Raw genomic sequence first — 19,849 nt, 5'->3', positions numbered from 1 at the left:
CAATTAAATCGTAGTTCATATTATTTTATAATGGGAAATTAACGTAATAATTTGCTGCCAAAATTAAAAAAAATGTTGATTAAACCATAGTTTGCATAATAACGTAATTGCAATAAAATAGCTAAAGCGCTGAAATTTTTGTAAAACTTTTTGCTGGCGGTTGATAATTTGGTATGTGGCTGATAGTTCCGTAATATTATTCGCTTATTTTAAGTGTGTTAAGTGTTGATAAGTTTTGAAATAGTTAATAATAATTTAACATTGGAATAGAAACTGTAATGAAATTAATACCTAGATTTGCAGCGGTATTTTTAACATATCTTAACAAAACACAATTAATTCATTTATCAAAGAGCATGAAAAAATCTTTACTATTAAAAATCGTATCGGTTATTCTTGTTGTGGTTGGTTTTGTGGGTTCGGTGAACGCACAGGTAACTACCTCATCAATGGTTGGTACAATTAGGGATTCGAAAGAGACCCTTCCTGGAGCTAGTATAAAGGCCGTGCATACGCCTACTGGTTCTGTTTACACGGTTATAACTAATAGCGCCGGACGTTACACGATTGGTAACATGAGGGTTGGAGGACCTTATACGGTAGAAGTTAGCTTTGTGGGATTTAAAACTAAAAAGCTTGAAGATGTTTACGTCAAGCTTGGTGAAGCATTCGTGCTAAACGTTACTTTAGAAGACAACAGTTCAACTCTGAACACAGTGACGATTGTAGGTTCTGGAGCAGATCCAATTATGAACTCTAGAAAAAGTGGTGCAAATACTGTAGTTTCTGCACAACAAATTCAAGCTTTGCCCACAATTAGCAGAAGTGTTAATGATATTACTAGATTAACTCCACAATCAAATGGCTCAAGCATTGGTGGTGGTAACTATCGTTCAAATAATTTTTCGGTAGATGGTGCAAATTTCAATAACCAATTTGGTATCGGTCAGAATATTCCTGCTAATGGTTCACCGATTTCAATTGATGCATTAGAACAGATTTCAATCAACGTAACTCCATTTGATGTGCGTCAAACAGGTTTTACAGGTGGTTCGGTAAACGCTGTTACTAAATCAGGAAGTAATAATTTTTTTGGCAGCGGATTTTTTACCATGCGTACTCAGGATCATCAAGGTAGAAAAATTGGTGACTATACCATTCCAGGAACAAGTGTCCAAGCATTAGATGAGAAAAACTATGGATTTAGTTTGGGTGGTCCGATAGTTAAGGATAAATTGTTCTTTTTCGTGAATGCTGAATTCAAAAAGACTGATGCACCAGGAACGACAAGAACTGCTTCAACTCCGAGTCAAGTATTTGGTGCGCCAGGTACACCAAGTACAGTAGCAAGACCGACCGCACAATTTCTAGATGAGGTTAAAAATTATTTGTTAAATACTTATGATTACGATCCTGGTTCATACCAAGGTTATAAATTTAAAAGCAATAATGATAAGCTATTTGCACGTTTAGATTGGAATATTAATAATAACCATAAATTTAACGTTAGATACAGTCAGGTAAAGAGTAGAACACCACTATTTGGTAGTGCATCTACTACTGGATCAGGTGTAGCTAGTCCATATTCATACGCAGCTAGTAGAACGGCCATTACCGCTTTAAATTTCTCGAGTGCCAATTATTATCAAGATGCAAATCTATATGCTGGTACTGCTGAGTTAAATTCACTGTTTGGAAGCAAGTTTTCAAATACTTTGAGATTTGCGTACGCTAATCAAAATGATCCTAGAAGTTCAGATAGTGCTCCTTTCCCATTAGTTGATATTTCTGATGGCAACGTGACGGGGTCTAACATCGGTATGATTTTGACAACTTTTGGTTATGAGCCATTTACTTATGGAAATTTGCGTGACGTTAAAACTTATACCTATAGCGATGAGTTAAGTGCAAACTTTGGTAAGCACAACTTGTTGTTAGGTGTGCAAGCTGAGTTCAGTACTACTAAAAATGGGTTTCAACGTTTTGGAACAGGATTTTACTCCTTTAGATCTTGGAATGATTTTATTACTAACCAAAGACCAGCTCAGTATTCCGTTACTTATTCTTTAAATGCTGATGGCTCTCAAGCTTATCCTAGCTTCAGTTTTAGACAATATTCAGCTTATTTACAGGATGAGTTTTCTGTTTCTGATAGATTTAAATTAACCGCAGGCATTCGCTTAGAACATGCCAATTTCCCAATGGTAGATGAGATTAAAACGCACCCGATGGTTGCCGCACTATCATTTGCAAACGGTGAAAAAGTTGATACAGGTGTATTGCCTGAAGCTAATATTTCATTCTCACCAAGATTAGGTTTTAATTGGAACCTAAATGGCGATAGAACCCTACAGCTAAGAGGTGGAACAGGTATCTTTACTGGACGTATTCCTTACGTTTGGTTGGTTTCGCAATCTGGAGATGCAGGTATGCTTCAATTTACACAGACTTATTCTGGTAATAATACTCCTTTTTTCAATCCTAGTATTGCGCCAAATTTAACTACTCCAAAAGGTGCTGCAGGTACTTCAATTCCCGGAGGTATAAGTGTCATGGATAAAAATTTGAAAATGCCTCAATCTTGGAAGTCTAGTTTAGCGATTGACGCGAAGTTACCTGGAGGTATAGTTGCGAGTTTAGAGGGTATTTATACTAAGGATTTACGAGTTGCATTTGGAAGAAACTTAAATCTAAATAATCCAACTGCTCTAAATATTACCGGTTATGGAGATAATAGACCAATGTTCCCTAATGATGCTTCGGCGACTTCAAACTCTTCAGTAAATCACGTTTATGCTCGTCAAATTGTGTCATTAACACAAGCTGGACAAGTTACCACAACTCCTGGTACTACAAACAATGCGGGCTTTAATGTTATTAAGATAGAGAACGTTAAAGGTGGTTATAATTGGATGGCTACAGCTCAATTGTCTAAACAATTTTCTAACGGGTTATCAGCAATGATCGCTTACACTAAAACTGATCAACGTAATTATGGAGATCAAGCTGGTGACCAAATTCAAAACCTATGGTCACTTCCTCAAACGTCATTTTCAGCTAACGTGCCAAGTTTAAGTTATTCAGGCAATTTAAATCCAGATCGTTTTATTGCATCATTGTCATATAAGAAGGAATACTTTAAAAACTTAGCGACATCTATTTCAGTTTTCTACGAAGGTTCACAACAAGGTCGTTTCTCTTATACTTATTCTAGTGACTTTAACAGAGATGGTCAGTCTAATGATTTAATTTATGTGCCTAATGACAACGAGATTGCTGGTATGTTCCAACAATATGCTTCTGGCGGCGTTACTTTTACAGCTGCTCAACAAGAGGCGGCCTTCTTACAGTTTGTTAATCAAGACAAATATTTAAGTAAGCGTAAAGGCCAATATGCTGAGCGTAATGGTGTAGTTATGCCTTGGAGAAATCAATTCGATTTGAGGATTGTACAAGAAGTGTTTAGAAATGTTGGGAATACTAAAAATTCAGTACAGTTTACAGCAGACATATTTAATTTCGGTAATTTATTAAATAAAAACTGGGGTGGTTTCGATCAAATAAATGCTTCAGCTATTTTGCAACCGCAAAATCAAAATTTAGTGTCTAATACTGTAAAACCTGTATTTAGAATGGCTTTGGCAGAAGGAAAATTGCCAGTGTCTACATATAGACCTAATCAATCAATAGGTGCTACTTATTATATGCAATTCGGTATACGCTATAATTTTCAATAGTATCTAATATTTAGATTAATTCAAATCCCCAAGCAATTGCTTGGGGATTTTTTTGTTTATAGCTATCTTAGTTAAAACTATAAATCAAAAATGATGGATCAGAAAATTATTAACCTGTACGATTCTTATACACATAGCCAAATTAGTCGTAAAGACTTTATGAAGAAGTTGGCTATCTTAACTGGAAGTACTGCTTTAGCTTTAACTATTTTGCCAAGTTTAGAGAGCAATTATGCTTCTGCCGCTACGGTTAAAGATGATGAGGTACATAGTGAAGAGATTACTTTTCCGGGAGCCGAAGGACAAATGCAAGGGTTGTTTGCAATGCCAAAAGGGAACAAGAAGAAGCTGGGTACGGTTGTAGTTATCCACGAAAATAGAGGTTTAACACCGCATATTAAAGATGTAACCAAACGAGTAGCTTTGGCTGGCTTTGTGGCGTTAGGTGTAGATGCATTGTCTCCAATAGGCGGCACGCCAGAAGATGAAAACAAAGGCAGGGAAATGATTGGTAAGCTAGATGCGGAGAAAAACTTGCAGAACTATTTAAAAGCGCTAGATTTTTTAAGGGCACATCCGCTAGGCAATGGAAAAACTGGTGTTGTAGGTTTTTGTTGGGGCGGTGCAATGGCAAATAAACTGGCGGTTGCCGACCCGTTGTTAAATGCTGCAGTGGCTTATTACGGTTCACAAGCTAAAGCGGAAGATGTTCCTAAGATTAAAGCAAGTTTATTGCTACATTACGGAGGTTTAGATGAACGCATCAATGCAGGTATTCCAGCTTATGAGGATGCATTAAAAGCAAATGAAATTGATTATCAACTCTATGTTTACGAAGGTGTAAACCACGCTTTTAATAACGATACAGCGCCAACTCGTTATAATGAAGCGGCTGCTAAACTAGCTTGGAAACGTACTATAGATTTGTTTAAGAAGAAGTTGGTGTAAACTATGCTTCTCGTCATTTCGACTGAAGCGTAGTCCCGTAACTACGGGAGAGAAATCTTTGGATTTACAAATATTAAATATTCAATGATCTCTCCGCTACGGTCGAGATGACGTTCCTATCTTCGTCATTGCTAGAAGAGAAACGACGAAGCAATCTTTATGGGTTCGTTAGTTATAAACAAACTCTCCAAACTCACTCTTTATTGTAACCTGTTTTTGCTCGCTAGCTTCAACGCGACCAATAATCTGCGCATCGATATTAAAGCTTTTTGAAATGGAAATAATATCTTCCGCAATTTCTGCAGGCACATAAAGTTCCATACGGTGGCCCATGTTAAAAACCTTGTACATTTCTTTCCAATCAGTACCCGACTGCTCTTGTATCAGTTTAAATAGGGGAGGAATTGAGAATAAATTGTCTTTGATTACGTGTACATCTTCATTTACGAAGTGTAATACTTTAGTTTGCGCACCACCGCTGCAATGTACAATGCCATCAATTTGGCTACGGTATTTATCAAGTATTTGCTTAATTACCGGCGCATAAGTACGTGTTGGCGACAATACCAATTTTCCCGCAGTTACACTCTCATTTTCATTGATTTGTACTAAATCTGTCAATTGCTTACCACCAGAAAATACTAAGTCAAAAGGAACACCTGGATCAAAACTTTCTGGATATTTATTTGCCACCGTTTTTTCGAAAACATCGTGACGAGCAGAAGTTAAGCCATTGGATCCCATACCACCGTTATATTCTTTTTCGTAGCTAGCTTTTCCATAAGAGGCTAAGCCTACTACAACGTTGCCAGCTTTGATGTTGTCGTTACTAATTACCTCGTCACGTTTCATGCGGCAGGTCACAGTACTATCAACGATAATAGTGCGTACCAAATCGCCAACATCTGCAGTTTCGCCACCTGTTGAATAAATAGAAATACCTAATTCTCTTAATTCAGCCAAAATTTCTTCGGTTCCGTTAATAATGGCTGCAATTACTTCGCCAGGAATTAGGTTTTTATTACGTCCAATGGTAGAAGACAGCAAGATTTGATCGGTAGCACCAACGCAAATTAAATCGTCGATGTTCATGATGATGGCATCTTGCGCAATGCCTTTCCAAACCGATAAATCGCCAGTTTCTTTCCAATAAGTATAAGCTAATGAAGACTTGGTACCAGCGCCATCGGCATGCATGATATTGCAAAAATCTGGATCGTTACCCAAAATATCTGGAATGATTTTGCAGAATGCTTTTGGGAAAATTCCTTTGTCGATGTTTTTAATGGCTGCATGTACATCTTCTTTAGATGCAGACACGCCACGTTGGTTGTACCTATTGTCGCTCATAATTGCTGCAAAGATAGGTTTTTACGCCGAAAGCATAAAGCTGAAAGCGCAAAGAAATAGTAGTTTGAATTTAATTTGAAAAGCAGTTTTCGTAGTGCTTTTTATCGTTAGTCGGGCTTTACGCTTCTACCGATGAAAAATCGGTATCCGCTGCTATCCCGTTTAGTTAACAAAAGCTTGTACTAAGCAGTAAGAACCGTCATTTCGACTGCAGTATAACGAAGGAAATATCGCTCTTTGGAATTTGTAATTCCGAAGTCTATCATAGGATTTTTAATCCGAGCTATAGTTTTTGGTAATACTAAATGGAATTAAAAATTCCAAGATAGGGGTTCGACATTACAAATGTCGAACAGCAAGGGTTGACCGAACAATGAAAATTTATATTTTTACTGAAAAAACTTATGAAACTATCTAAATTAGTTCTTTTGGCCTTGTTTCTACTTTCAATAACAATTTCATGTGAAAAAGAAAAAACTGAGGAAGTTAAAGAAAAAGTAAAGTTGTATATCATTGCCGAACCAGGTTTGTATTTAACAGCATCCCCTTTAGTTTTGCAGCTTTCGGGAACTAATATCGAAACGCAAAACAATATCAAAAACACTCATATAATGGAAGTGGAATTTAATAAGGGCGAGGTGCAAACTTTGAATTTGAAAGTTGTGTCTGGAAAAATTGAAAACGAAATGAGTTTAGCGGTGTCCAAAGTAATATCTTTGAACGAAATTGGCAGAATTGCCTATAAAACAAGTAGAAGTGAAGATATTTCATTAACATTTGTTCTTTAGTTATACTTTTTATATCTCTCTTCGGAGTCTGTACTCCGAAGCCTTAGCATAGAATCTATGATCCGAATAAATAAGACTTTATAAGCAATAAAATAAATGGAATTAAAAATTCCATGATAGGGGTTCGACATTGCAAATGTCGAACAACAAAGATCATTTTTCCTTTGGTTGGTGTTATCACCAACCATCTTAACTACTCCGCTTCCGCACTATCCTTCGCATACATCTCCGCAATTGCAGGAGCATATTTCTTCTCTACCACTCTGCGTTTCACCTTTAGCGTAGGGGTAATCTCGCCTTCATCAATGCTAAATGGATTACGTTTTACAATAAAATGCTTAATGCGCTCAAATTTGGCTAGTTCGTTAGAAATCTTTTTAATATCCTGACCAATCCAATCATTAATTTCTTTCTCTTCAATAAAATCACCTTCACGTTGGAAAAACTCCTCTTTTAGATTAAAGGTTTCCTGCAAAGTTTCTTTATTAGGGATGATAATTGCCGTGATGTATTCCTTCTTGTCGCCAATTAAAAACAATTGGTCAATCTTAGGGCTTTTCAAGTAAATGTTCTCTACTGGCGTTGGATAAACATTCTTGCCATAAGCATTCACAATCATGTTTTTCAACCTATCGGTAATTTGTAGGTTGCCTTTGTAAAAACGACCAATATCTCCCGTGTGGAACCATTTATCTTTATCAATAGCTTCTGCAGTTTCGGCTGGTTTATTAAAATATCCTTTCATCACACAATGACCACGAACAATAATTTCACCTTCTTCGCACTCAAAATTCTCATTAAAGGTATCGTGAGTTTGAATGTTGATAGTCTGCTTCGTATCTACGTTTTGAATACCAATTTCAATGCCTGGGATAACTCTACCAACAGTGCCATAAACTTGCCTGTGGTATTCTGTAACCGACATTACTGGAGAAGTTTCCGTTAAGCCAAATCCTTCCAATATTTTAATGCCCAAATCACCAAAGAACTCACCTACGTTTTTAGGTAGGGCTGCTCCGCCAGAAATCATAAATTTTAGACGTCCACCAGTTTTTTCTTTAATTTTGCTGAAAACCAATTTCTCTGCAATACCTTTTTTTGCTCCTAAAATCAATCCTGGGTTTTTACCTGCTTCTTTCTTAACCCTATAGTTGTTTCCGACTTCTAAAGCCCAAGTGAAAATTTTAGCTTTCATTCCGCCTGCTGCCGTACCAGATTTAATGGCTTTATCATGGATACGTTCCAATAAACGAGGGACACAAGACATTACCGTAGGTCTCACTTCACCCATGTTTTTAGCTAAAAGCTCTAAACTCTGTGCAAATGCAATTTTACAGCCCTGTGCACAACATACGTGATAAGTTGCGGTACGTTCAAAAACGTGTGATAACGGTAAAAATGATAAGAACGTTTCTGTTTCGTCAATTACTGGTATTTGCTGTAAACAAACTTCCACGTTTTTCACGAAGTTATAATGGGTAAGCATTACACCTTTCGGCGTTCCTGTAGTCCCCGAGGTATAAATTAAAGAGGAAACATCCTGCGGTAAAACTTCGGTTCTTCTCTTATCAATTTCAGCGGTTTCTTCTGCAGATACAGGCCTGTTCAGAATGGCATTGTAGTCAATCACTTCAATGTTTAAACCTTCTGGGATTGCGATTTTTCCAAAATCAGCAAAGGCTGGAATGATATATTTAAGTTCTTGACAGTTATCAGCTACTTTTAATACTTTTTTAAATAAAAATGGATTGCCTACCAAAATAGCTTTAATGCCAGAGTCGTTAATAATGTAGGCTACTTCTTGCTCAGAAAGGGTAGGATAGATAGATACATTGATGACACCAATCTGCTGTATACCTTGGTCGTAATAAACATATTCTGGCGAATTTTCCATCATCAAACCTAGTCTATCGCCTTTTACAATACCCTTATCTAAAAAGAAAGCCGAAACAGCATCAGCCTTTGCCAGCGTTTCTTTAAAAGATATTTCTTCCCAGTTAGCTCCTTTTTTATGGATTAAAAAGGTTTCTTCTGGTTGGTGTATATTTTTAACAACGTTACGTAATAGCGTAGGTACGGTAGAAAATTCGTTGAATGATACCATGTTACATTTATGTTTGGTGATGTTTTAGCTAACAATGATAATAGATTGTAACTAATAATACAAAATCAAATGATGATTGTTGGTAAAAAATGAGATATAGTGATTTAATAAAATAATTGATACAAAGGTTCTGCATGAGTAATTCATTGGTAAAATGATTAGCTTTAGTTACACACAAATAAAAAACTGAATTATGAAAACTCATGAACTAGGGATATTCTCCTTTTTTAAAAGGCAGGTATCGAGGCTTGGTCGCCTATCTTTAATTATCATGCTAACTATTTTTACTAACCAGCTTTTTGCGCAAGATTTGCTATTGGGAGTTTGGCTGAAAAATCAAAAGGAAACAGGACAGCGGATTTACAAGAAAGATATTTTTGGAAATACAGTTGTTGAAGATGGAAGTGGTAGGACTATAGCTAAATTTAAAAAGGATATTTTTGGCAGTGATATAATTGAAGATGGAAATGGAAGAACACAACTTAAACAAAGAAAAGACATTTTTGGCAATACAATTATCGAAGATGGCAATGGTAGAACGATAGCAAAATATAGAAAAGATATCTTCGGTGATACCATAGTGGAAGACGGCGCTGGAAGAACAATTAAAAAGTTTAGAAAAGATATTTTCGGTAATGATATAGTTGAAGATGGAAGTGGGAGGACACAGGAAGTCTATAGAAAGGATATTTTTGGAAATACTGTAGTTGAAAATGGTAGCGGAGAGGTAACCGCAAAATATAAGAAAGATATTTTTGGTAACCAGATTATCGAAAATGGGAAGGGCGAAGTTCAGTTGATACGCAAGAAGGATATTTTTGGCGACACTATACTAGAAGATGGAAAAGGTAATACGATTGGAAAGTTTAAGAAAGATTTTTTTGGTAATGAAATTGTAGAAGATGGAAATGGAAACAAAATTGGAACCTATAAAATAGACAGTTCAGGTAATAAAATTTTCGTTTCTAATTGATGAAAATAAAGAAGGCACTGCTATTAGCAGTGCCTTTATAGAATAATTTTAAAAAGCTATACAGAAAAACTCTCTCCGCAACCGCAAGTACGGCTAGCGTTAGGATTTACAAAGTTAAAGCCTTTGCCATTCAAGCCGTCAGTGAAGTCTAATTCAGTACCAGCTAGATACAAGAAAGATTTCATGTCCAACGCAATTCTAATTCCTTGATCTTCGAAAAACTGATCGCCTTTTTGCTCTTCGTTATCGAAATCTAAGTTATAAGACAAACCAGAACAACCACCGCCTTTTACCGAAACACGTAAGAAGTAATCAGAACCCATTTCAGAGTCCTGCATCAGTTCATCTATTTTGCTTTTAGCTTTATCTGTTATAGTAATCATGATATTTAGTATTGCGTAGTGAGTATAGCGTATTGCGATTAGTTTATCGTCGAAGTATCTCTCAATACTCAATACGCATTACTCAATTCTAATTAGTGGTGCGATTTAGGCAATTCTAATGCTTCCATTCCATTTTTAACGCGGTAATCGTTAATTGCAGATTTGATAGCATCTTCAGCTAATACCGAACAGTGGATTTTCACAGGAGGTAAAGCTAATTCTTCTACTAAATCCATATTGTCGATAGCCAAAGCCTCGTCAATAGATTTACCTTTTAACCATTCTGTAGCTAAAGATGATGAAGCGATTGCAGAACCACATCCAAAAGTTTTGAATTTAGCATCGGTAATCATGTTGTTATCATCAACTTCAATTTGCAAACGCATTACGTCGCCGCACTCTGGAGCACCTACTAAACCGGTACCTACGTTTTTATTGTCTTTATTTAAAGTGCCAACGTTTCTAGGGTTGGTATAGTGGTCAATTACTTTTTCTGAATATGCCATAATATTTTAGATTTTAGATTTACGATTTTAGATTGCCTGCCACCGTAAATAGTTATATTCTTTAATTATTTAATGATTGTCTATTTCAAATCGGAATTCGTAAATCTACAATCGTAACTCTCCTTAGTGTTCTGCCCACTCAATTTTGCTCAAGTCAATGCCTTCTTTAAACATTTCCCAAAGTGGAGACAAATCTCTCAAATGGTTAACTGCCTTCTTGGTATTTTCTATTGCATAATCAACTTCTTCTTCGGTAGTAAATCTACCTAAGCCAAAACGTATCGAAGAGTGTGCCAAATCATCAGAAAGACCTAAAGATTTTAACACATAAGATGGTTCTAACGAAGCAGAAGTACACGCAGAGCCTGAAGAAACTGCTAAATCTTTCATGGCCATCATTAAACCTTCACCCTCAACATATTTGAAAGAAATATTAGCTACGTGAGGTAAACGATGTTGTACGTTGCCATTTACATAACTTTCTTCCAATACCGTTAAAGCACTTTCCAATTTATCACGCAAAGCTGATAAACGTTTAGCTTCTTCGTCCATTTCTAAACGACAAAGTTCACAAGCTTTACCTAAACCAACAATACCAGGTACGTTTAATGTTCCTGAACGCATACCACGCTCATGACCACCGCCGTCCATTTGTGAAGTTACTTTAACTCTTGGATTTTTTCTGCGTACATATAAAGCACCAACACCTTTTGGTCCGTACATTTTGTGCGCACTAAAAGCCATCAAGTCAATTCCATCGGCGTTTACATCTACAGGAATTTTACCTACTGCTTGTGTAGCATCAGTAAAAAATAAAGCACCGTGTTTGTGTGCAATAGCAGAAATTTCTTTAATTGGTTGAATTACACCAATCTCGTTATTTCCGTACATGATGGTTACCAAAATGGTTTCTGGTGTCATTGCAGCTTCTAATTCAGCTAAATCAATTAAACCATCTTCTTTTACTTGTAGATAAGTAACTTTTGCGCCTTGTTTTTCTAAATGCTTGCAGGTATCTAGCACAGCTTTGTGCTCTGTAGTAGCGGTAATGATGTGATTACCTTTATCGGCATACATTTCGAAAACACCTTTGATAGCCAAGTTGTCAGCCTCTGTAGCGCCAGAAGTAAAGATGATCTCTTTTTCTGTACAGCCAATCAATTTTGCAACTTGTTCGCGGGCATAGTCTACACCTTCTTCAGCAACCCAACCAAAAGCGTGGTTACGGCTAGCTGCATTACCAAATTTGTTAGTGAAATAAGGCAACATAGCTTCCAATACTCTTGGGTCTAGAGGTGTTGTAGCGTTATTATCTAAGTAAATAGGAAGTTCCATCTAATATTTAATTTTTAAAATTTAGCTGAGGGCTTAACGCTTTTCAGCTTTTAACAATACAAAGATACGAAAAAACTTTGCGAACAATTATAAATAATGGCTATGAACCTATAGATAAAACCTGCATTTTTACATTCTGATAACCTTAAATCTATGAACAAGATAGAGCATATTGGTATAGCGGTGGCTGATTTGAAAAAAGCCTCGACTTTGTACGAGCAATTATTGGGCGTTAGCTGCTATAAAACCGAACGAGTGGAGAGTGAAAATGTAGATACAGCTTTTTTTAAAACTGGTGAAAATAAGATAGAACTACTGGCCAGCACAGCTGATGATAGTGCTATCGCTAAGTTTATTGCTAAAAAGGGAGAGGGTATACATCATATTGCTTTTGATGTGGATGATATTTATGCAGAAATGGAAAGGTTGAGGAATGAAGGTTTTGTGCTGTTAAACGAAGAGCCCAAAAAAGGTGCTGATAATAAGCTGATTTGCTTCGTGCATCCGAAGACGACGAATGGGGTATTAATTGAACTTTGTCAGGAAATTAGATGAGCATGTCATTAGCAAAAATGGTAGGTAAAGATTTTGAACTGCCAGAAGATATAGCTGAAAACCAGTTGCGAGAGGCTTTGGTAAAGGCTTTTGAATATTTGGTGGAAGATGATTTTTCTAAATTGGTTCAAATTCTTTATCGTGCCGATGTAGACCAAGATAAGTTGAAGCAACTATTGGAAAGCGCCGAAAATTCTAGCTCTGGAGAAGTGATAGCTGATGCATATATTGCTAGGCAGAAAGCTAAACTAGAGATTTGGAATAAGTATTCGAAGTGATAGAGTAGCCACAGATGCACAAATAATCAAATATTTAATTGTTAAATCTGTGCATCTGTGGCAAAACAAACTATTCTTCCTCTTTAGAAAGTGCTCTTGTGGCCACTTTGCCAACGCTCAAACCCTGTACAATAATTGAGAAAACCACAATAAAGTAAGTAATAGCCAAAATTACTGGCTTGTGCGGCCCTTCATCAATTGATAGTGCCAAAGCGATAGAAACACCTCCACGTAATCCTCCCCAAACCAATACTTTTATGGTTCCTTTGCTAAATTTTTTCTTAAATGGAATTACCTTAACAGGAATGTAAATCGAAACAAATCTGGCGAAAAGTACAATTAAAATACTAAGACCGCCCATTACCCAATAGTTGGTAATATTCGGGATAATCAATAATTCAAAACCAATAAATAAGAATAGGATTGCATTCAAAATTTCATCAATCAGCTCCCAAAACTTGTTCAAATAATCTTTTGTAGTGGCCGACATAGCCGTTCTTTTGCCATAATTACCAATCACAATACCTGCCGCAACCATAGTTAACGGACCTGAAATGTGCATTGCTCTTGCAATTAAATATCCACCCATTACTACAGATAAGGTAATTAACACCGATACTTTATAATCATCGATTTTGCGCATGGCGTTTGATGCGCCTAAACCTAATAATGCACCAACAATGAAACCGCCAGCAGCTTCTTTAATTAGTAGCCAAGAGATATTTCCGAAAGAAATGTCCATGTCAGTTCTTTGTGTTAATTGCAGGATAACTGCAAATACTACAACCGCAACACCATCGTTAAAAAGTGACTCGCCAGCAACTTTAGTTTCTAGTGATTTCTTCACTTTCGCTTCCTTTAATACGCCCATTACCGCAATTGGGTCGGTTGGAGAAATTAGAGCGCCAAATAACAAACAGTAAAGAAAGGGCATCTCTAAGCCAAGTAACGGAGCAACATAAAAAACAATGCCGCCAACTACAAAGGTAGAAATGACTACGCTTACAGTAGAGAATATCACTATTGGTCCCCGTTGTTCTCTCAAATCTTTAAGGTTGATATGGATTGCTCCAGCAAAGAGGAGGAAGTTTAGCATGGCGCCCATTAGAACTTCCGTAAAATCTACATCCCGTAGCAAGGTAGAAAAATGCGTGAAAGTGTCAGGGAATAAATGTCCAGTAATTACCAAAATGATAGACGATATCATGGCAATAATCATAATGCCGATGGTAGAAGGTAGCCTTAAATACCTAAGGTTAATGTACGAAAAAAAAGATGCAAGAACGATGAGAACGGAAAAAGAATAGTATAACTCCATGAATAAAATTTAAGGATTTTTGAAATAGGTAAGTTCGCAAGGTATTGAAAAAAGCCCTTTTTTGCAAGCTTTGAAGGGATAAAGGCTTTTGTATAGCTCTAGAAAATGGGGAGTCAACTTCAAAACTTCTGAAAATGTAAAAGATATTTGAATGTTTGTTAGCGAATATTTGAAAATATCTTTTTTGTGTTATTGTAGATGTCAAAAATTATCATGATATTTGCACCTCTAAAATTAGAAATAAAAAGATAAGAGATACTCATCAGCATCGTTTGCCAGCAAATTGCAAAGCTTGCGCTGAGGTTTCAAAATAAAATTAAATAAATAAAGATGAAAAAAGATTTGCATCCATCAAGCTACAGATTCGTTGTTTTTAAAGATATGTCTAACGAATATTCTTTCTTAACTAAATCTTGTGTTGAAACTAAAGAAACAATTAAATGGGAAGATGGTAACGAGTATCCTCTTTACAAATTAGAGATTTCTCACACTTCACACCCTTTTTATACTGGTAAAATGAAGTTGGTAGATACAGCGGGTCGTATCGATAAATTCAAAAACCGTTACGCTAAAAAATAATTTTAGCTTAAAAACATATTTTTTTCAAAGCCCACGATTTAAATCGTGGGCTTTTTTTATTTTTGTTGCTTATGGCAATCAACCTCTTTGATGATAAATCTTGGTTTTCGCTAAGACCCCTTACTTTTACACGCCCTGTAGCAGATTTACGGATAGGAATTTTAACCATTGCTGAAAAATGGGCAAAGCACCTCGATACAGATTTTGGTTATCTTACCCAAGACTACCTTAATAAGAAATATGCACTTGCTAACTCTACTCTTTTCATAAATGGCTCTATTTGTCCAGATAATGAGCTTGTAGAAGCGGTAAGCAGGTTGAAAGAAGGCGAAGTTTTACATGCGGCGGATGTAATTATCGCTTATCATGCTAATTTTTTCAATTATCAAGACGCTTTAAGCAATTTAGAGCGTGTAGCATATCTCTCTAGTTTTGTGAAGATAGATTATCCAGAACAGATTTTTGGTTTCAACGATGTAGAGCTGCAAAAAGATTTTGCTTTGCTTACCAAAGGAAAAACTTCGGGTAAATTAAGCGGTACAAATACCATTTTAGGTGATAACATTTTTGTAGAGGAAGGTGCCGTAGCCGAATGCTCAACTTTCAACACTTTGCAAGGACCAATTTACTTGGGTAAAAATAGTCAGGTTTGGGAAGGTTGCCATATTCGTGGTTCTTTTGCCTTGTGTGATAATTCGCAGGTGAAAATGGGTGCGAAAATTTATGGTAAAACTACTATTGGTCCTTTTAGTAGGGTTGGCGGCGAGATTAACAACGCAGTAATTTGGGGCTATTCGTCAAAAGGGCACGAAGGTTATTTAGGTAATTCGGTTATGGGGCAGTGGTGTAACATTGGCGCCGATAGCAATAATTCGAACCTTAAAAATAACTACGGAGAAGTTCGTTTGTGGGACTATGAAAAAGAGAACTTCAGGAAAACGGGCCTACAGTTCTGCGGTTTAATTATGGCAGATCATGCCAAATGTGCCATTAACACCATGTTCAATACGGGTACTGTAGCCGGAGTAAGCGCTAATATTTTTGGAGCGGGTTTTCCTCGTAATTTTATTCCAGATTTTGCTTGGGGCGGTGCACATGGTTTCGATATTTATGCTTTAGATAAAATGCTGGAAACTGCTGCTTTGGTTTACGACCGCAGAGATTTAGTTTTAGATGAGACAGAGAAAGAAATTATCTCTCATATTTTTGAAGTAACACAACAATACAGACATTTTTAGCGAAGGTTGAAAAGTTGGAAGGTTGAAACGTTTAAAGGTTCTTCTCCAACATTCCACCTTCAAACTTTATAACATTCCAACATAAAAACCAAAATAGAAATGAGAAAACAAATAGTAGCAGGAAACTGGAAAATGAATAACGATTACAATGAAGGAGTATCATTGTTTTCTGAAATTGTGAACATGGTTAGAGACGAGAAAAAGGGCGAACAAATTGCTGTAATTTGTGCTCCTGCTATTCATTTAAATAGTTTGGCTCAGCTATCTTCAGGCGTAGTTAAAATAGGTGCACAAAACTGCCACCAAAATGAAAGTGGTGCTTACACTGGCGAAACTTCTGCTAAAATGATTAAATCTACAGGTGCAGAGTACGTAATTATTGGTCACTCTGAGCGTAGACAATATTTTGCGGAAAGCAACCAGTTATTGGCTGAGAAGACTGTCACTGCATTGGCAAACAACCTAACTCCAATTTTCTGTATCGGCGAAACTTTAGACGAGAGGAACAACGGAAGCTATTTCCAAGTGATTGAACAACAATTGGAAGAAGGTGTTTTCGGTTTAAATCAAGCAGATTTTGAGAAAGTTGTATTGGCTTATGAGCCTGTTTGGGCTATTGGTACAGGTTTAACAGCTACACCAGAGCAAGCACAAGATATCCACGCTTTTATCCGTTCTAAAGTAGATGCAAAATACGGAATGAACGTTGCCGATGATACGACAATTTTGTACGGTGGAAGCTGCAACGCTAAAAATGCTCCCGATTTGTTCTCACAAGCAGATATTGATGGCGGTTTAATTGGTGGAGCTTCTTTAAAATCTCGTGATTTCACGGATATTGTTAAAGCATTAAATTCTTAGTTCAAGAGAATTTTAGTGCAATGTTGTCATGTTGAGCTTGTCGAAGCACCTGAAAGTTGTCGAAACATTTTTTATAAAGTCTTCGACAAGCTCAGACTGACAAGAAAGTAGTAAAGAAAAGTACTTTAACATTATACAGGCGGGTGAGGACACCCGCCTATGGTATCAAGCTAGAGTTTGGTGTCCTCACCAAACTCAAATTTTAAGTCAACAGCAGGCCGTTATAATCTGTATGAGCTTATATGCCTTAATGGTTTTTAAAATATGGACTACCTAAAAGTAAGTTTTGCCTTTGGCGAAATTGAAGAATATCAGAAAGATTTGCTAGTTGCAGACTTGGCTGATATTGATTTTGAAACTTTCGAAGATACCGCAAATGGCTTTGATGCTTTTGTGCAAAAGAGTTCGTTCGAAGAAACTAAACTTCAAGCCATTTTGGCTGAAAACGAAGCTTTAAATGCAAAGTATCAGATAGAAGAAGTTGTCTCTGAGAACTGGAATAAAGAATGGGAGAGTAATTTCAGTCCATTAATTATTAGTGATGATTGCTATGTAAGAGCTACTTTTCACGAAGCACAGCCGCAATATCAGTACGAAATCGTTATTGACCCGAAAATGTCTTTCGGTACCGGACATCATCAAACTACTACCATGATGATGCAATACATTCTCGAGACTGATTTTACAGGAACTACTGTATTAGACATGGGAGCTGGTACAGCTATTCTTGGTATTTTGGCGGCGAAAAGAGGAGCGAAGGACATTGTTGCAATAGATTATGATGAAGTTTGCTATGAAAGTGCCATCGAAAATGCAAAACTAAACCATATTGATAATTTGGTTTCATTGCATGGAAGTAAGGAAGCTATTCCTCAACAAACTTTTGATATTATTTTAGCCAATATCAATAGAAATATCCTTTTAGACCAAATTGAAACTTATGTTTCAGTACTTAAAAAGGATGGTTTAATTTACTTTAGCGGTTTTTATGAAACTCCAGATTTGGATATCATCAAATCGCATTGTGAAAAGTTTGGTTTGACGTATCAAAACCGCAAGAAAATAGATAATTGGGTTTCGGCGAAGTTTGTTAAGAGTTAGAAAAGTTGAAATGTTATAAAGTTGAAATGTTGTTAGGTGTGTCAAAACTTTACAACATTTCAACTTTCCAATTTTAAACATATATGAAAATTCACTTAATAGCCATCGGTGGTGCGGCAATGCACAATTTGGCCATTGCTTTACATAAAAAAGGTTTTGCAGTCACAGGTTCTGACGATGTAGTTTACGAGCCATCAAAAAGCCGATTGGATAAATATGGCTTACTACCTGCCGAAATGGGCTGGGACGAAAGCCGTATCACTCCAGATATCGATGCCATTATTTTGGGGATGCATGCCCGAGTTGATAATCCTGAGTTATTAAAAGCGCAAGAGTTGGGGCTGAAAATTTATTCTTACCCTGCCTATATCTACGAACAGTCTAAAGATAAAATCAGAGTGGTAATTGGCGGCAGTCATGGTAAAACAACCATTACTTCGATGATTTTGCATGTGCTGAATTATCACCAAAAGGAGTTCGATTATTTGGTGGGTGCGCAATTGGCTGGTTTCGATACCATGGTAAAAATTACCGATACCGCACCAATTATGGTCATAGAAGGAGATGAATATCTGGCATCACCGATTGATAGAAGACCGAAATTCCATTTATATCATGCCAATATTGCTGTAATTAGCGGTATAGCTTGGGACCATATCAACGTTTTTCCAACCTTTGCAGATTATGTGGAGCAGTTTTCGAAGTTTATAGACACTATCACACCAAATGGAAAGCTGATTTATTGTGAGTTAGATGAGGAGTTAAAGAAAACCGTTGAGCAATCGACTGCGAATGTGGTTAAAATACCTTATGGAATACCTGCCCATGAAGTTGAGGACGGTATTACTTATTTGTTGCCTCAGCATACTGCTCTAAATGTGTTTGGCGACCATAATTTGATGAACCTGAATGCAGCTAAACAAGTTTGTGCTCAGTTAGGAATTAATGAGGAAGGTTTTAATGCTGCCATTGGTTCTTTTGCTGGTGCTGCTAAAAGATTGGAATTGATTAGCGCTGTAAATCAAACCAATGTTTACAAAGATTTTGCACATTCGCCATCTAAGCTAAAAGCGACTATTCACGCGGTAAAATCTCAATTTACGGATAGAAAGTTGGTAGCTTTTATGGAACTACACACCTTCAGTAGCTTAAATAAAGAGTTTTTAAAAGAATATAAAGGTGCCATGAGCGATGCAGATTTGGCTATTGTTTATATCGATGCCAAAACCTTTGAGCAAAAGAAAATGCAACCGCTTACAGAACGAGATATTAAGGATGCTTTTGAAGATGAAAAGCTTTTGTATTTTGATAATGCAGAGCAATTGGAAGCTTATTTAAAGCGTTTAAACTACCAAAGCACTAATTTGTTAATGATGAGCTCCGGTACTTATGCTGGCTTAGATTTGCCTACATTGGCTACTGGATTAACAACAAAATAACCTTAATTTGGCAAATCAGAAATTGATATCGGAAATAGGGGCGAATATTAAACAGCTGCGTTTGGCAAAAGCAAAAGGTCAAACTGAAGTAGCAAATGCGCTAAATATTTCTGTGGCCGCATTATCTAAAATAGAAAATGGACAAACTGATATTAATCTATCTAGGTTAGCACAAATTGCGAAGTATTTCGAAGTTTCGATATCTGCTATTATTTCTAAAGAAGCTCCAACCTCCATCTCTCAAGATATTGTAGAAGAAATTTCTGAATTAAAGCAACAACTTTCTAATAAAGATGCGGAAGTAATGAAATTACAGAAGAAAGTTATTGATTTATACGATAAGTTAGGGCTTTGAT

General features: G+C 36.6%; 18 protein-coding genes. 12 read left to right on the top strand and 6 right to left on the bottom strand.

Translation table 11 applies throughout. The annotated features are described in order from the left end of the window. Positions 1-356 precede the first annotated feature (356 nt). Complete coding sequence (locus REI64_RS05570) at positions 357-3,737, top strand: TonB-dependent receptor domain-containing protein (RefSeq protein ID WP_308849114.1); 3,381 nt, start codon at positions 357-359, stop codon at positions 3,735-3,737. Between the two features lie 90 nt (positions 3,738-3,827). After that, positions 3,828-4,685, top strand: a complete 858-nt coding sequence (locus REI64_RS05565; protein ID WP_308849113.1) for a dienelactone hydrolase family protein — start codon at positions 3,828-3,830, stop codon at positions 4,683-4,685. A gap of 168 nt (positions 4,686-4,853) precedes the next feature. Here REI64_RS05565 and REI64_RS05560 read toward each other — a convergent pair whose 3' ends face one another. After that, entirely contained in the window at positions 4,854-6,035 is a 1,182-nt protein-coding gene (locus REI64_RS05560) for an AIR synthase related protein (protein ID WP_308849112.1), read from the bottom strand. Positions 6,036-6,439: 404 nt separating this feature from the next. On the opposite strand from REI64_RS05560, the gene REI64_RS05555 reads away from it, so the two are divergent. Next, positions 6,440-6,823, top strand: coding sequence for a hypothetical protein (locus tag REI64_RS05555; RefSeq protein ID WP_308849111.1), 384 nt, complete (start codon positions 6,440-6,442; stop codon positions 6,821-6,823). 193 nt (positions 6,824-7,016) lie between these two features. Here REI64_RS05555 and REI64_RS05550 read toward each other — a convergent pair whose 3' ends face one another. Further along, complete coding sequence (locus tag REI64_RS05550; RefSeq protein ID WP_308849110.1) at positions 7,017-8,927, bottom strand: long-chain fatty acid--CoA ligase; 1,911 nt, start codon at positions 8,925-8,927, stop codon at positions 7,017-7,019. 271 nt (positions 8,928-9,198) lie between these two features. On the opposite strand from REI64_RS05550, the gene REI64_RS05545 reads away from it, so the two are divergent. Continuing rightward, a complete protein-coding gene (locus REI64_RS05545; RefSeq protein WP_308849109.1) occupies positions 9,199-9,900 on the top strand; it encodes a hypothetical protein in 702 nt (233 codons plus the stop codon). Positions 9,901-9,956: 56 nt separating this feature from the next. On the opposite strand, the gene REI64_RS05540 is transcribed toward REI64_RS05545, so the two are convergent. The 3 genes from REI64_RS05540 to REI64_RS05530 form a co-directional block, all read right to left on the bottom strand. Continuing rightward, a complete protein-coding gene (locus REI64_RS05540) occupies positions 9,957-10,283 on the bottom strand; it encodes an iron-sulfur cluster assembly accessory protein (RefSeq protein WP_308849108.1) in 327 nt (108 codons plus the stop codon). 92 nt (positions 10,284-10,375) lie between these two features. Continuing rightward, a complete protein-coding gene (gene iscU, locus REI64_RS05535; protein ID WP_097127405.1) occupies positions 10,376-10,789 on the bottom strand; it encodes a Fe-S cluster assembly scaffold IscU in 414 nt (137 codons plus the stop codon). Between the two features lie 123 nt (positions 10,790-10,912). Further along, a complete protein-coding gene (locus tag REI64_RS05530; RefSeq protein ID WP_308849107.1) occupies positions 10,913-12,124 on the bottom strand; it encodes an IscS subfamily cysteine desulfurase in 1,212 nt (403 codons plus the stop codon). 153 nt (positions 12,125-12,277) lie between these two features. Here REI64_RS05530 and mce point away from each other — a divergent pair, with 153 nt between their 5' ends. Beyond that, the gene (gene mce / locus REI64_RS05525) at positions 12,278-12,679 is read left to right on the top strand and encodes a methylmalonyl-CoA epimerase (RefSeq protein ID WP_308849106.1); all 402 of its coding nucleotides are present in this window, start codon (positions 12,278-12,280) and stop codon (positions 12,677-12,679) included. A gap of 2 nt (positions 12,680-12,681) precedes the next feature. Then, positions 12,682-12,957, top strand: a complete 276-nt coding sequence (locus tag REI64_RS05520; RefSeq protein WP_308849105.1) for a hypothetical protein — start codon at positions 12,682-12,684, stop codon at positions 12,955-12,957. A gap of 70 nt (positions 12,958-13,027) precedes the next feature. Here the strand turns inward: REI64_RS05520 and REI64_RS05515 are convergent, their stop codons facing one another. Continuing rightward, on the bottom strand, positions 13,028-14,275 hold the full coding sequence (locus REI64_RS05515; RefSeq protein WP_308849104.1) for a sodium:proton antiporter: 1,248 nt from the start codon (positions 14,273-14,275) through the stop codon (positions 13,028-13,030). 330 nt (positions 14,276-14,605) lie between these two features. Between REI64_RS05515 and REI64_RS05510 the strand changes: the two genes are divergently transcribed. The 6 genes from REI64_RS05510 to REI64_RS05485 all read left to right on the top strand — a co-directional run bounded on the left by REI64_RS05510 (position 14,606) and on the right by REI64_RS05485 (position 19,848). Continuing rightward, positions 14,606-14,854, top strand: coding sequence for a type B 50S ribosomal protein L31 (locus tag REI64_RS05510; RefSeq protein WP_097127424.1), 249 nt, complete (start codon positions 14,606-14,608; stop codon positions 14,852-14,854). Between the two features lie 71 nt (positions 14,855-14,925). Then, a complete protein-coding gene (locus REI64_RS05505) occupies positions 14,926-16,092 on the top strand; it encodes a putative sugar nucleotidyl transferase (protein WP_308849103.1) in 1,167 nt (388 codons plus the stop codon). 99 nt (positions 16,093-16,191) lie between these two features. Beyond that, positions 16,192-16,953: a triose-phosphate isomerase gene (gene tpiA / locus REI64_RS05500; RefSeq protein ID WP_308849102.1), complete on the top strand. Its 762-nt coding sequence runs from the start codon at positions 16,192-16,194 to the stop codon at positions 16,951-16,953. 264 nt (positions 16,954-17,217) lie between these two features. Beyond that, a complete protein-coding gene (prmA, locus tag REI64_RS05495; RefSeq protein WP_308849101.1) occupies positions 17,218-18,054 on the top strand; it encodes a 50S ribosomal protein L11 methyltransferase in 837 nt (278 codons plus the stop codon). Positions 18,055-18,137: 83 nt separating this feature from the next. Then, positions 18,138-19,493: a Mur ligase family protein gene (gene murC / locus REI64_RS05490; RefSeq protein WP_308849100.1), complete on the top strand. Its 1,356-nt coding sequence runs from the start codon at positions 18,138-18,140 to the stop codon at positions 19,491-19,493. A gap of 7 nt (positions 19,494-19,500) precedes the next feature. Next, positions 19,501-19,848, top strand: coding sequence for a helix-turn-helix transcriptional regulator (locus REI64_RS05485; protein ID WP_308849099.1), 348 nt, complete (start codon positions 19,501-19,503; stop codon positions 19,846-19,848). Position 19,849 lies beyond the last annotated feature (1 nt).

The sequence above is a fragment of the Pedobacter sp. genome (assembly GCF_031119335.1).
Taxonomy (GTDB): Bacteria; Bacteroidota; Bacteroidia; order Sphingobacteriales; family Sphingobacteriaceae; genus Pedobacter.
Note: the sequence above shows the minus strand (reverse complement) of the source record. Positions and strands in the feature narration are given on the sequence as shown.

Bases quoted from the DNA above. Each gene is read 5' to 3' on its own strand.
- REI64_RS05570 (WP_308849114.1), top strand. From the start codon at position 357: ATGAAAAAATCTTTACTATTAAAAATCGTATCGGTTATTCTTGTTGTG.
- REI64_RS05565 (WP_308849113.1), top strand. From the start codon at position 3,828: ATGATGGATCAGAAAATTATTAACCTGTACGATTCTTATACACATAGC.
- REI64_RS05560 (WP_308849112.1), bottom strand. From the start codon at position 6,035: ATGAGCGACAATAGGTACAACCAACGTGGCGTGTCTGCATCTAAAGAA.
- REI64_RS05555 (WP_308849111.1), top strand. From the start codon at position 6,440: ATGAAACTATCTAAATTAGTTCTTTTGGCCTTGTTTCTACTTTCAATA.
- REI64_RS05550 (WP_308849110.1), bottom strand. From the start codon at position 8,927: ATGGTATCATTCAACGAATTTTCTACCGTACCTACGCTATTACGTAAC.
- REI64_RS05545 (WP_308849109.1), top strand. From the start codon at position 9,199: ATGCTAACTATTTTTACTAACCAGCTTTTTGCGCAAGATTTGCTATTG.
- REI64_RS05540 (WP_308849108.1), bottom strand. From the start codon at position 10,283: ATGATTACTATAACAGATAAAGCTAAAAGCAAAATAGATGAACTGATG.
- iscU (WP_097127405.1), bottom strand. From the start codon at position 10,789: ATGGCATATTCAGAAAAAGTAATTGACCACTATACCAACCCTAGAAAC.
- REI64_RS05530 (WP_308849107.1), bottom strand. From the start codon at position 12,124: ATGGAACTTCCTATTTACTTAGATAATAACGCTACAACACCTCTAGAC.
- mce (WP_308849106.1), top strand. From the start codon at position 12,278: ATGAACAAGATAGAGCATATTGGTATAGCGGTGGCTGATTTGAAAAAA.
- REI64_RS05520 (WP_308849105.1), top strand. From the start codon at position 12,682: ATGTCATTAGCAAAAATGGTAGGTAAAGATTTTGAACTGCCAGAAGAT.
- REI64_RS05515 (WP_308849104.1), bottom strand. From the start codon at position 14,275: ATGGAGTTATACTATTCTTTTTCCGTTCTCATCGTTCTTGCATCTTTT.
- REI64_RS05510 (WP_097127424.1), top strand. From the start codon at position 14,606: ATGAAAAAAGATTTGCATCCATCAAGCTACAGATTCGTTGTTTTTAAA.
- REI64_RS05505 (WP_308849103.1), top strand. From the start codon at position 14,926: ATGGCAATCAACCTCTTTGATGATAAATCTTGGTTTTCGCTAAGACCC.
- tpiA (WP_308849102.1), top strand. From the start codon at position 16,192: ATGAGAAAACAAATAGTAGCAGGAAACTGGAAAATGAATAACGATTAC.
- prmA (WP_308849101.1), top strand. From the start codon at position 17,218: ATGGACTACCTAAAAGTAAGTTTTGCCTTTGGCGAAATTGAAGAATAT.
- murC (WP_308849100.1), top strand. From the start codon at position 18,138: ATGAAAATTCACTTAATAGCCATCGGTGGTGCGGCAATGCACAATTTG.